This is a genomic window from Ligilactobacillus sp. ESL1201, from assembly GCF_058503265.1.
In genome coordinates this window covers 42210-55259 of the sequence record NZ_CP196362.1, presented here as the reverse complement: position 1 = coordinate 55259, position 13050 = coordinate 42210, and the positions used below count along the sequence as shown (strand labels likewise).

Below are 13050 nucleotides of genomic sequence, written 5' to 3'. Positions count from 1 at the left end.
TTCTTTAATTTCCTGTTTTTACAGTATCATTTTTTGTTTGTGAATTCAGAGTTTTTTTGCCAATTCTGGTAAATAAACAAATAAGAGCTACAGCAACACTGCAGATTCCACCAAACATAAATGAATCACTCCCAGAATCGATATTAAATAATCTCAAAACTAGCGGTGCGATAGTTCCACCTAGCGAATTAGCAAATTGAAAAATAGCCATTGCCATCGCAATTTCCGTTACTTGAGAAACTAACGAAATTAAAAACGGAATATTAGCCATGATCATAGACATTGCTAACCCTGACAATAAAGCACCGATTACTATCAATATCATATTTTTGAAAAAGTAAATTAAGAAAAATGTCAATGCTAGTGAAATAAAACCAGCGGTTAAAACTTGCTCCTTAAATATTTTATTGAGATATTTCATACTAAACCCAGCAAGAACTCCACCGAGTGTTCCAACCGCGTTAATGATGCCGGTCAGTCCCGTCCCACCTAATTTCTTGCTGCCAATAACAATTGACAAATTAGTTGGAAAAATGTTGTAAATCAATGCTAGTAAAAAGGCAATTATCGCTAAAGCAAAAACATATTTACTCAAATTCATTACTACAAAAATACTTCCACTTTTGTTGGCAGTTTCAGTTACCTTTGTTTGAACCGTATCCTTAGGTAAAAATAACATCACCAATAGGATAATTGGAATCACTAGCAAAAAAATAAAGTAAGTGTTGACCCAACTTTTAGTTCCTAAAAAACCACCACCCAACATTAATACAATTGAACCAAAACTGTTTATAGCCGTAGATTGTCCCATCATTGCAGCACGTTCTTCATCTTCAAAAAATAAAGAGATCAACATTGGAGTCAAGGTATTAATAAAACCGATCCCCACACCTAACAAAAATGCGCAAAATAATAGGTCATTAACACTACCATGTAAAACGAGCGGAACTAGTCCTCCTAATGCTAAAATCACGGTACCTACTAAAGTCAGCATTTTCTTAGAAAAATGACTCGCTAACGCGCCAACAACTAACGTAGAAATTAAGGCACTTAAATTAGGAATAGTTGCAATCATTTGAATTTTAGCGATTGGTTCGTCAGGAAACGCTTTAATAATAGAATTTAATGCACTAGAAATAGCCAGTGCACTCATAGAAAGAGAAGCCGCACTTAAAATACCAATTTTTATTTTTGTATTACTCATCATATTTCTCCCAATACTATATAATTATTTTCAAATATCAACTTTGTTTCACCATTTAAATGGTGTATGCTTTATTTACAAGTAAGATAACATCAGCGTAAGAAAGAAATTTAGGCCCAAACTCTTTTAAACGGAAGCTATAACTGAACATGTTATAATCTTCATTCTTAATTTTCGCTTTTTCGGCAAACGTTTACAATGTAGATTTATGACTACTAACTGCGTTATTTTGACCTTAAGGAGGAAAATCATGACGGTTAATTTGCAAGATGTTCAGTTACCACTTTTGTTAAAAATAGATAAGCAAGCTTTTTTAAACGGTGAAATCCGTTCTAATTACCTTTTTTCTAACGATAAGAAAATTTTTATTGTAGCTCATCGTATGTACGAACCGGCACCGTTACATCAGCATAATTTTTATGAGTTTGCTTTTGTTAGCAATGGTACCGTTATCAACAAAACCAGGGATGATCACATTTATTTATTGGCTGATAGTTTACTAATTATGAATTTAAACAGTAAACACGCGCTAGAAATAGTTGATGAAGAGGCATTAGTAATTAATATTGGGGTCAATCGTTCTTTATTTAAAGAGGGAATGTTTGCTCGCTTTTTACAAGATGCCAATCCCTTAAGCAATTTTTTAAACGGCGTTGGAACCCAAGAATATTTGTATTTTCCCACATTTCATCAATTAGAAATTTGGGATTTTCTAGAACAAATTATCAAAGAATATTGTCAAAGTAATTTTCAAAACACGTTTAGATTATATGGTTATTTTTTACTATTATTAACGGACATTGCTCAGGAAATTCACTACTCTTTTAAGGGAATAGACCAAAGAAGTATGCAAATAATCAACTTCATTGAACAAAATTATGCAACGGTTACTTTAAAAAATATTGCTCAGCATTTTAATTTTAGTGAAAGTTATTTATCTAGGTATATAAAACAACACACTGGTGTTAAAATTTCCGAATTGATCATTAACTCTAAAATAGAACAAGCTAAAATTAAGCTGATTAAAACGAATGATACAATTGATAAAATATCCCTCGACGTTGGTTATCAAAGCGTTAGTTATTTTTACAAAATTTTCAAAAGAAAAGAAGGACATTCACCTGAAGAATATCGTGAAATAAAAAAACAATTACTCAATAAAAAATAAAATAGCTAAAAATGGGTTGGGACAAAAAGCGCTTAGCAGTCGAGCACTAGCCTAGTTTCAAAGTAAAACCTGAACTTCGGTTTTATTTTGAAACGTAGCTAGGCGCAAACTGCTGCTTTTTGGAGCACGATCAGTCTATTGATTACGGAAAACAAAAATGGGTTGGGACAAAAATTTACCCCAGCCCACTTTTATATTATTTGTAAATAATCTTTTCCGCTAGCTATGTACTACTTTTTGGTACAGTGCGCCAGCTAAATACAACCCGGCTTCGATCGTCGTGATAAAAAAGGTCACCGGCAGGTTGGTAAAATAGCCTAAACATAATCCTAACCACGTTCCGACTAATGCCAACACGACACTGATCATCACTAAACTATGGACCGATTTGCCAAAAAACTGTGCGGTCGCAGCCGGCAGCGTCAGCAAAGCAAATACCAACAGGGAACCAACGATCTGTGAAACGATACTGATCGTTAACGACATCATCACCAAAAACACCAAGTTGATCAGGCCGCTATAGCTGACACTATTTTGCGCGCCAATCGGATCAAAAAAGGTAAATTTCAGCCGGCGATAAAGTACTAAAAAGACCACTAATTCGAGCACCGAGATCACCAAGATCTGGTGCACGTCTTGCGTGCTAATGCCAACGATACTGCCAAATAAAATATTAGTCGCATACGAAGAGCTAGCCTTGGACAGCGACAAAAATAACACGCCTAACCCCATAAAAAACGCGGAGATCAAACTGATCACCGTTCCCTTTAACGCCCGCGCCTGGTTAAAGCAACCCGCAAATAACGCACTGAGTACCGTAAAAAACAGCATGCCATTTAACGGACTCCAGCCCAGCCACAAACCAAAGCTAGCCCCAGAAAAACCGATCTCAGACATCGTATGCGTCAGAAACGATAATTTCTTAGCAATCACAAAAACGCCGATCAACCCGCAAAGCAGCGAGATCAGCGTCGCAACGATAAAAGCATTTTGCATAAATACGTATTCAAACAACTAAGTCACTTCCTCACTAAAATTGCGTTTCTAAATCCAAGCGCTGCGCCTGCCCGTAACGGGCGATCAGTTCCTGGTCGTGCGTGATGAATAATACGGTCGTGCCCTGCTCGTTTAATTCCTGAACGACATCCATCACTTCAAATTTGGCCTGCTTATCCAAACTGGCTGTCGGTTCATCCAAGATTAGGAGTTGCGGCGTCGCAACGATCGCTTGCGCTAAATACGCCCGTTGTTTTTCGCCGCCAGACATCCGGCCCAACCGTAAATTTGCTTTGTCCGCTAAATGAACTCGCTGCAACGCCGTTTGCACCTGGCGTTTTTCAGCCGCGGTCAACCACGGCCGCCAACCGTGGCTGAATTTCAAGGCGACAAATGCCGGTGCGGCCAACGGATAGTCATCATCTAAGTTCCGAAACTGAGGAACATAGCCGATCTGACTCAAAGACAAATTTTCCTCCAAGTGCCCGTGTGTAGGCGTCAGCTGTTTTAAAATGACCCGCAGTAACGTCGTCTTGCCGGAACCGTTGGGGCCCGTGATACAAAAAAAATCACCCTGCTTAACGGTAAAAGAAAGGTGGCGAAAGACTACTTTTTGTTCAAATTGGACTTGCAGCTCGGTGGCTGTTAGCAAAGTTTTATTCATAATATTATCCCCGACCATAAACTCGTTTTATCTGGGACTGGGACAAAACTCCGTTTTGTTCCAGTCCCCCTTTTGCTTTCCGTAAGTAATAGACTTAATCGCGTTCGTCAAGCCAACAGTCTAGGTCCTAAAGGCACTGACAAATAAATCCAAGTACAGGATTTGCTTGTCAGTGCCACTTAGTCCACGACTTAACCTGCTTGACTCACAACTTGTTTGATCGTGCTCCAAAAAGCAGCAGTTTGCGCCTAGCTACGTTTCAAAATAAAACCAAAGTTCAAGTTTTACTTTGAAACTAGGCTAGTGCTCGACTGCTAAGCGCTTTTTGTCCCAACTCCCTTAATTGACGAACGTTCACGTTACTTTTATAATTTAGGAACTAGGAGCTCGCTTAGCGTAAGCAAGTATCCTGCTAGCAACTGATCTATCCTTCTAAATAGTAATAATTACTTTTGTGGATTATAGCATACTTGATAGCAATCGTCTAGCTAGCCCAAGGAGTTACCAATGGAGAAACTACAATTAGCTTTTAACATTTTACAAGAGCACCATTTTAAATTAACTAAACAGCGGCGTAATTTACTAGAATACTTAGTACAAAATAATGACTACTACCTGTCTTTGACCCAACTCGACCAACACCTGCGAGCTACTTTCCCCAAGATGAGTCACGAGACCATCTACCGCAACGTTAAAGAAATGCAGGGATTGGGCATCGTGGAAACTAAGATGTTTACCACCGGATTACGCGTCAAATTTCAGTGCGACTTCACGACCAAGCAGCACAGTCATTTTATTTGTCAAAACTGCGGGCGCGCCTACGAAATTCCCCTGCCGGATTTTCGAGAAATTTTAGCACACTTAAAGAAGGCGCAGATCGATTCGTACAACGTAGAAATTTTGGGGATCTGTGCCAAATGCCGTACGGCCAGCCAAGCGTAATTCCAAAACGAATTCTCGGTTGCTAAGCGACTTGCTTCACCACTTTATCTTGAAAGGAGTTTCTTTATGCAAGCCTTAGATGTCGGCGTTTTAGCCGGTAAAATCCTAATCGAAGCCGGCTCCGAAATGTGGCGCGTCGAAGATACCGTCAAACGCATCGTCGGCCACCAGGGTCACCAACAAGTCGAAGCCTTCACCACCCTGACCGGCGTATTGCTCAATTTAAACGAAGATACCCGCTTCGTTCAGGTCGAAAAACGCGGTATTAACCTCGACAAGATCAATACCGTTAACTTTCTTTCCCGGCAATACACCACCGATCAGATCACCCTTAGCGAACTAAACGTGCGCTTGCTGGAACTTAAACAAGCCCCTTTTCAGTACCCGCTTTGGTTACAGACCATCGCCGCCGGTTTCGAAGGCGCCTTTTTAATGATCATCTTCATTCAAAAATACGCCTGGGCCGATTTTTTCTTAGCCTTCTTAGCGGGTGGGATCGGCTACCTTGTTTCTTGGTACGTTAGTGCGCACGTCAAAATTCGTTTTATGAGTGAATTTTTCGGCGCGCTAGCCATCGGGATCGTCGCGGTCGTCGGGGTGTGGCTGCATTTAGGCACCAACATTCATAACATCATCATCGGAGCCGTGATGCCCCTCGTTCCCGGCGTGCCGATGACAAACGCGATGCGCGATATTTTCGAAGGTAATTTGCTATCCGGCTTAGAACGACTGGTAGAATCGCTGATCATTATCTGTGCTACTGCTTTTGGTATCGGCGTGATCTTACGTTACTTCTAATTCAATAAGTGAGGGATCTTATGGCACTTTATCACCTAACTATTCAAATCTTATTCAGCTACCTGGGCACGCTGACTTTCGGCCTGTTTATCAACGTCCCCCAAAGAGCACTACACTGGTCTAGCGTGACTGGTTGTGTCGGCTGGCTGGTGTATTGGATCTTTTTAAAATTACAATGGGGCACTATTTTAGGAAATTTCGTCGCCGCGTTAGTCGTCGGTTTATTAGGAATGCTGCTGTCACTTTCCCAAAAAATGCCCAGTACGATGTTTTGCATTCCCGGGCTCGTGCCGTTAGTTCCCGGCGTGAGCGCCTATCAAGCACTGATGGATTTTATCAACCACCATTCACTGCCCGCGCTGCAACAAACCTTACACGTCGGAATGGTCACCGGCGCGATCGCATTAGGTTACGTGATCTCGCAGTTGATCTCCGAACTCGTTTACCGCAAATTTAACCAGCGTCATAAAACTAACTAAAGGAGCAAAAAATGACTTCATCTTTAACCTGCCAACAAACACTGGCTCTTACCAGCCACCGGGTACTTGCCGGCGACCTTAACGAACACGAAACGGTATATGGCGGCTTATTATTACAAATGCTCGACGGCACGGCTTCGATTTCCGCCAATAAAGTCAGCCGCAAACTCAGCGTGACGGCGGCGCTCGATAACGTGCAGTTCATCGTGCCATTTAAACTGCAAGATTCATTTTGCATCACAACTTTCGTCAGCGGGATCGGCAATCGTTCGTTAGAAGTTTTCGCCAAAATCATCGGCGAGCACCTCGCCAGTGGCGAACGTTTTATCGGCCTGACCGCTTTTTTAACTTTCGTCGTCCCGCACCAGATCATCAGCCCCCAAACGCTCGTCGCTCAAACTACCGAAGAAATGCTGGTATGTAACGGCTACGCCAACCGGCAACAACGACGCACGGAAAAACTGAAACGCCAACCCGACTTTATTGCGGGATTGAACACTACTTTACCGTGGGAAAATTCAACTAAGGAGTGAGCCAAATGCTATTTTTGAACCAAGCGCAGATCGCCCAAGCACTTTCGATGAAAGAAGCTATCGCCGCCGACAAACAGGCCCTAGCCATGTATACCGCCGGACAAGCCACCGTGCCACTGCGGACCAACATCGACATCGCTAAATACGGTGGTCAAAGTCTGTACATGCCCGCTTACGTTAACGGCGAGATCGAAGCTTCCGGCGTCAAGATCATTTCCATTTACCCGCAAAATTCACGCCACGACCTCCCGACTACGACTTCGACGATGATCACGTTAGACCCACAAACCGGCGTCGTCACCGCCTGTTTGGATGGCACCTACCTCACCCAGTTACGCACGGGTGCGGTCCAGGGAGCAGCGACTGACTTACTAGCTAGAAAAGACGCACGCAGCGCAGCTTTGATCGGCACCGGTGGCCAAGCTGCTTCCCAGCTAGCAGCCATGATCACGGTTCGTGATTTGGAAGAAGTCCGAATCTTTGACCTCGATTTTGCCAAAGCAACAGCCTTTGCCCACCGGTTGGCCGCTAAATTTGTAAACACCACCTTACGCCCCGTTCAAACCGTACAAGAATGCGTAACGGACGCCGACATCATCACAACTGTCACTACTTCTACGCAACCAACTTTTGAGGCCCAATGGGTCAAAGCTGACGCCCACATCAACGGTGTCGGTGCGTACACGCCACAGATGTGCGAAATTCCCCGCGAATTATTGCGCACAGCCGCAGTCATTTTTTGTGACACGACGGCCGGAGTACTCGCCGAAGCCGGTGACATTATGGCCCCGCTTCAAGATGGCTATCTCGCAGACGACGCGATCACCGGCGAACTAGGCCAACTGATCAACGGAGAAGTTACGGGCCGCACCAGTGCCGAACAGATCACCGTTTTTAAAACTGTTGGCTCGGCGGTCCTCGATACGGTAGTTGCTGCCAAGATCGTTGCCAACGCCCGAGAAAAACATTTGGGAACAAAAATCAAACAGTAGGGTAAATTTTATTAGGAGAAAATCAGTTGAAAATTAAAGAGATCAACGAAGCGACACAAAAATATAGCCAAAAACAATTACAAAAACTTGTCAAAGAGCTTTACAAAACTATTCCGCCAAAAATTCGTAATGAAAAACACGTCGATGATTTAATTAGCGACATGGAAAAAGCACTCGCTAAAAGCAAAGAAGCTAGGAAAAAACAAAACACGATCACCGATTTTAATGATTTTAAAGCTGAAATTGAAATCTTTATGGAAAATGCACGGCAAGGTTTTTACCTGTACTCCAATCATCATATTCCTATGGAAGAACTTCCTAAGTGGCGTTTTAAAGTTAAACGTTACCTAAAGTTACTAAGAAAGTTGCCTGTTAACGCACCTCATGGTCCACAAGCTACATACATGTTGCAGCAACTATACGAATTAATGTGTTTAGCTTGTACCCACTATATTTTCAGTACCGACGATCCATTTAAATCGATAGAGATCAGTCAAATAGACTTTTTTGATCTCTTAGTTAAACGTTACTTTGAACGGCGAATCGATCGTCCAACTATCGCTACTACAATTAAATTAGTAGTGGATAACGATACCAACGAAAAAACTTCCATGGGTGATCTTCAAACCCAGTTAGTTAATAATTTAAAAGTCATAGACTTAAAAGAAATAGCTCTGTCAGAGATCGAAAAAATACGTGACCAAAATCTTAAACGCAAAGCAGCTGAAGATGAATTATGGTTCTTTGAAGATTCCGATAAATTTACTCTTACAGACCAGATCAACTACAATAATAACTTAGTTGGTTTCAGTTTTATCATTTACCTTTCCCTCAATGAAATCAAAAAAGGGATCCGGTTTGTCAAAAAAAATGCTATGGGACCGGATGACTTACCCACCTTGATATTGCTCAATTTATTGCAGGGAGTCGAGCTCAAAAAGGAATGGTTACATGAATACGAGCAAGCTGTCGCTAAAGGAATCAAACTAAACGATATCATGAAAATTAGATACGAAATTATTAAAGACAGTGGCGACAAACTAATGAGTACTATCCCCGAATTATGGAATTAATAATACATTAATAAAGAGTGGGACCTGAGACGAATTCTACTTTGTCTCAGGTCCCTTTTTAGTATCTGTAAAATCAAGTTTTTGAGTGTTGACCGTTTAGCTTTGCAGCTTGTCTTAATTACGCTTCGCTAAGCAACAGCCTAGGTCCTAAGGACACCGAACAACAAATCCAAGTACAGGATTTGCTGTTCGGTGCCACTTAGTCCACGACTGCTAACCGCTTAGCTTTGCAGCTTGTCTTAATTACGCTTCGCTAAACAGCAGCCTGTGTCTAGCTACGGCCAACAACAAGTCCAAGCCCGACTTATTGCTGACCTAGGCTAGTCCTCGCCTGCTAACCGTTTAGCTTTGCAGCTTGTTATTAATCCACTCTTTTACCTTCCTCCCGGAAAATTTGTGGATTAATTCGTGTAAGCGTTTGTTATATTCTGATTACCAAGGAGGTTATTCATATGACACAAGATTGGTTAGATTTAACAGACAACGTCGTGATCGTTACCGGAGGCTCTTCCGGGATCGGTGCGGCGATCGTTACCGAATTACTCGCAGACGGTGCTTACGTTTACAACGCCGATCTAAAAGCAGGAAAGCAAAATGACACGCACTATTCGTTCGTTCAAACCGACGTCACTGATCCTAACGCCGTGAACGCTTTGGTCCAACAGGTATTAAACGAACACGACCACATCGACGGACTGGTCAACAATGCGGGGATCAATTTGCCCCGACTACTGGTTGACCCGCAAAAAGAACACAGCAAATTCGAATTCACCGTCGCCGATTTCACTAAAATGTTTAGTGTTAACGTCAAAAGTGTCTTCTTGTTAGGCCAGGCTGTCACCCGCCAGATGGTTAAGCAACACCACGGAGTGATCGTCAATATGTCTTCTGAAGCCGGACTAGAAGGTTCCGTCGGCCAAAGCATCTACTCCGCTACTAAAGGCGCCATCAACGGTTTTACCCGCTCATGGGCTAAGGAATTAGGTGAACACAATATCCGCGTAGTCGGTGTCGCTCCCGGTATCATGGAAGCAACCGGGCTGCGAACTCCCGCTTACGAAGAAGCCTTGGCTTACACCCGCCACAAGACGGTTGCCGACGTGCGGGCTGGCTACAAGAGTAAAAGTACCACTCCTTTAGGCAGAAGTGGACGTTTAGCAGAAGTCGCAGACCTCGTTGCCTATTATTTGTCGGAGCGTGCTAGCTACATCACCGGCGTCACGACTAACGTTGCTGGGGGTAAATCGCGCGGCTAAAAATTCAGTTATTAAGGAATGATAAGATGGATGAGCAGGATTATTCATTGCTAAACTGCTTTATCAAAAACGATTCTATTACTTTAGGCGAACTAATAGGAAAGTTCAACGTTACCCAAAAAACAATGTTAAAGCGCATCCATAAGCTCAACGAAGCACTAGCAAATAAAGCCGTGGTCCGCCGCCACGATAATCGTTTTTATTTAGTAGTCCATGACTTTTCGTACCTCAACTTGCTCCAGTCTAACGAGCTCAAAAAATCGTTAAACTTAAACGATCCTTCGAAACGCCGGGCAAGCATTTTGCTGACGTTGATCGGCGCAGACAACTTCATTACCCTAGACGAGTTATGCGACAGACTAAACGTCAGTAAAGGAACACTCAATAGCGATCTAAAAATACTGAAAAAAGCGTTACGCCCCTACTTTACGACGATCCAAGCCGTAACCAATCAGGGCATTCGCTTGCAAGTCACAGCCGACTATACTTACGCGATTTTGCTTAAAAACTTTGTCTGCGACTATTACCCGCTGGCAACTCAACTGCCACCCAAAAATGAAATCTTAGCGTTGATCACTGCGGACATTTCCGCGCCCAACAAAGAGCAGCTCTATCACAATATCGTGATCTTAGCCGCACTGATCTCTCGCCAGATCCGCCTGCGTGCACCCATTGTCGCCTACCAAGATATTTTAGCTTTCGACCAGCTGCAGCCTTTTTTACGCAACTGCGAACAGCTATTAAGGGTCAATTTAACTCAGACGGAAATTATTTTTCTCTGTTACCCGTTAGCGCTGGCCGCTAATCCCCTGATCAACAAAACTAAAATGCAAGCGGTGTTGCCCCAGATCAAAACGCTCTACCATCGCTGTATCGCTAACAAGGAGATCGACGTCCAGCTTGATTTCACCCGGATCTTTGACCAGATCAAATATCACTTGGTATTCATGATCAACCGTTCCTTATTTCACAGTAAAAGTGACGAGTTGCTCAGCGAAAGTGTGGCCGAAAAATACCCGATCGCACTCGAGTTAGCCAACAATACTACCGCATATTTTGCGCGTGAATTAAATCTAAGCATCCCGGAAATTGAAAACGACTACCTAGCGATCTACTATCAAATGGCGTTAAACGAACAAAACCAAGTCGATAACACCAATTCCGTCGCGATCGTCGGCGCGCTGAGTGCCAGTATCAAACATTTTATTTCCCAGCAACTCCGCACTATTTTTTCCGGCAAAATCGAAATCAGTTCGTTTACCACGGCAGCCGAGTTTCAACAAAGCCACCGCCAATTCCTACTGATTTTTGCGGCCGGCCCGCTGGAAACCACCGAACCGATCGTGCGGATCAACAGTATTTTTCGCAAGGACGAATTACTAGGTAAGCTTCAAGTCGCCAAGGTCCAGCGCGAATTAGCGGCGGGCAATTGTCGTTTGCAGGTTGTTTTCCCGGCTGGTGACACGAATTATTTCACGGCCACCGAAAACATGATCCAACAAGAAATCGCAACGAACCAACTACCTGCGAGTTTTTTACAGACTTGGTACCGCAAGGAAGAACAGGGAATGAATATTTTTAAAAATGGGATCGCGATCCCCCATGTCGTCGATACCTCGGGAAAAAAACGAGTATTACTAGACATCGGGATCTTTAAGCACCCAAAAAGCTATCACGGCAAAATGGTCCAGCTGATTTTTCTGATCGGGATCCCCCAAAAACTCGACCGGCAACTCAATAAAACTTTATCCGAGATCTACGATTTCATTTTTACCGTTGCGCAAAATAAAGAGATCTACCACAACTTGTTACACTACGACGACAGCCAACCGCTGACCCAAATCACGGAGGGGATCTAATGTTTATTTTCGGTTTATTTTTTGCAGGAGCCTTTTTGTTACAAGGAGCTCTAGGCTTACTGCAAGTTAAAAATTTTACCCGCAATTTTAGCAGGCTCAAAAAAACCGGCCAGCAAGTCCTGATCGGCAAAAATCCCAAACGTTTTCGCGCCGGCAGCCTAATGTTACTTGCCATCGACGCACAGGGAAATATCAAAGAAGCCCAGTTGATGAAAGGGGTCACCGTGTTTGCCGCATTCAGACCAGTTCCCCGACTGACGGGCAAAAACTTAGCGCTAGTCGCGACCGACTACGACACGCTCCACCAACTCAGCCCGATCACCCGCCAGTGCCTGCAAAACGCCTACCGCAGTTTTGTCGAGTTTCGTAACGGGCAGTTAGCCAGCAGTGAATTTGACACCCGGACTAACGTTTTTAACATGCCATTGTTCGTCCAACTCAAAAACTACAGCTTACAACTGACCCAAAAACTGCGCGCGTTCAAAATCAATCATGAAAGTGAGATGAAGTAGCTATGCATTATGTCACAGCTTTTGCCAAAGGATTCATGCACCTTTTTCAGTTAGGAGGAAAACAGTTTATCTCGTGGGTCGGCTCGATCGTCCCCGTCGTTTTGATGCTGCTGGTTTTGATGAACGCGATCATCGCCATCGTCGGCGAAGAACGCATGAATAAATTTGCCCGCGCCGCCTCCAGCAACGTGTTCATGCGTTACCTGGTTTTGCCATTTTTATCAGCGTTCATGCTGGGCAACCCGATGGCATTTACCATGGCACGCTTCTTGCCTGAATATTACAAACCCAGTTACTACGCATCACAAGCCCAATTCTGTCACACCAGTAACGGCGTATTTCCCCATATCAATCCGGCGGAATTATTTATCTGGTTGGGAATCTCACAGGGGGTGCAAAAACTCGGATTAGACACCATGGACCTGGCGATCCGCTACTTATTAGTCGGTTTAGTGATGAACTTTATCGGCGGCTGGGTCACCGATTTTACCACGGCTTACGTCTGCAAGACTACGGGCATTCAACTGTCCAAACAAGCAGATACCGGTAAGGACTTAACGACTGAATAGGGAGG

At 43.4% G+C, this 13050-nt stretch carries 14 protein-coding genes; 11 read left to right on the top strand and 3 right to left on the bottom strand.

Translation table 11 applies throughout. The features are described from left to right. Window positions 1-4: 4 nt before the first annotated feature. On the bottom strand, window positions 5-1204 hold the full coding sequence (locus ACSYSK_RS00275) for an MFS transporter (protein ID WP_491714970.1): 1200 nt from the start codon (window positions 1202-1204) through the stop codon (window positions 5-7). Between the two features lie 250 nt (window positions 1205-1454). On the opposite strand from ACSYSK_RS00275, the gene ACSYSK_RS00270 reads away from it, so the two are divergent. Next, window positions 1455-2372 (top strand): AraC family transcriptional regulator, encoded by a 918-nt coding sequence (locus tag ACSYSK_RS00270; protein WP_491714969.1) that lies wholly within the window; start codon window positions 1455-1457, stop codon window positions 2370-2372. A 219-nt stretch (window positions 2373-2591) separates the two neighbouring features. Here the strand turns inward: ACSYSK_RS00270 and ACSYSK_RS00265 are convergent, their stop codons facing one another. Beyond that, window positions 2592-3386: a metal ABC transporter permease gene (locus tag ACSYSK_RS00265; RefSeq protein WP_491714968.1), complete on the bottom strand. Its 795-nt coding sequence runs from the start codon at window positions 3384-3386 to the stop codon at window positions 2592-2594. 16 nt (window positions 3387-3402) lie between these two features. After that, entirely contained in the window at window positions 3403-4032 is a 630-nt protein-coding gene (locus ACSYSK_RS00260; RefSeq protein ID WP_491714967.1) for a metal ABC transporter ATP-binding protein, read from the bottom strand. 507 nt (window positions 4033-4539) lie between these two features. Between ACSYSK_RS00260 and ACSYSK_RS00255 the strand changes: the two genes are divergently transcribed. From ACSYSK_RS00255 to srlA, 10 genes are all read left to right on the top strand, one after another. Further along, the gene (locus ACSYSK_RS00255; RefSeq protein WP_491714966.1) at window positions 4540-4974 is read left to right on the top strand and encodes a Fur family transcriptional regulator; all 435 of its coding nucleotides are present in this window, start codon (window positions 4540-4542) and stop codon (window positions 4972-4974) included. Window positions 4975-5040: 66 nt separating this feature from the next. Further along, on the top strand, window positions 5041-5772 hold the full coding sequence (locus ACSYSK_RS00250; protein ID WP_491714965.1) for a threonine/serine exporter family protein: 732 nt from the start codon (window positions 5041-5043) through the stop codon (window positions 5770-5772). A gap of 20 nt (window positions 5773-5792) precedes the next feature. Next, window positions 5793-6251, top strand: a complete 459-nt coding sequence (locus ACSYSK_RS00245; RefSeq protein WP_491714964.1) for a threonine/serine exporter family protein — start codon at window positions 5793-5795, stop codon at window positions 6249-6251. A gap of 11 nt (window positions 6252-6262) precedes the next feature. Further along, entirely contained in the window at window positions 6263-6784 is a 522-nt protein-coding gene (locus tag ACSYSK_RS00240; protein ID WP_491714963.1) for an acyl-CoA thioesterase, read from the top strand. A 5-nt stretch (window positions 6785-6789) separates the two neighbouring features. Beyond that, the gene (locus ACSYSK_RS00235) at window positions 6790-7776 is read left to right on the top strand and encodes an ornithine cyclodeaminase family protein (protein ID WP_491714962.1); all 987 of its coding nucleotides are present in this window, start codon (window positions 6790-6792) and stop codon (window positions 7774-7776) included. Between the two features lie 26 nt (window positions 7777-7802). Next, window positions 7803-8849 carry a hypothetical protein gene (locus tag ACSYSK_RS00230; RefSeq protein WP_491714961.1) on the top strand — a complete coding sequence of 349 codons (1047 nt, stop codon included), beginning with the start codon at window positions 7803-7805 and terminating at the stop codon, window positions 8847-8849. A 452-nt stretch (window positions 8850-9301) separates the two neighbouring features. Beyond that, the gene (locus tag ACSYSK_RS00225; RefSeq protein ID WP_491714960.1) at window positions 9302-10105 is read left to right on the top strand and encodes an SDR family oxidoreductase; all 804 of its coding nucleotides are present in this window, start codon (window positions 9302-9304) and stop codon (window positions 10103-10105) included. Window positions 10106-10131: 26 nt separating this feature from the next. Beyond that, window positions 10132-11964 (top strand): BglG family transcription antiterminator, encoded by a 1833-nt coding sequence (locus tag ACSYSK_RS00220; protein ID WP_491714959.1) that lies wholly within the window; start codon window positions 10132-10134, stop codon window positions 11962-11964. Continuing rightward, complete coding sequence (locus tag ACSYSK_RS00215; RefSeq protein ID WP_491714958.1) at window positions 11964-12476, top strand: transcriptional regulator GutM; 513 nt, start codon at window positions 11964-11966, stop codon at window positions 12474-12476. Before ACSYSK_RS00220 ends, ACSYSK_RS00215 begins: the two co-directional genes overlap by 1 nt. A 2-nt stretch (window positions 12477-12478) precedes the next feature. Continuing rightward, window positions 12479-13045 carry a PTS glucitol/sorbitol transporter subunit IIC gene (gene srlA, locus ACSYSK_RS00210; RefSeq protein WP_491714957.1) on the top strand — a complete coding sequence of 189 codons (567 nt, stop codon included), beginning with the start codon at window positions 12479-12481 and terminating at the stop codon, window positions 13043-13045. The last annotated feature ends 5 nt before the right edge of the window (window positions 13046-13050 follow it).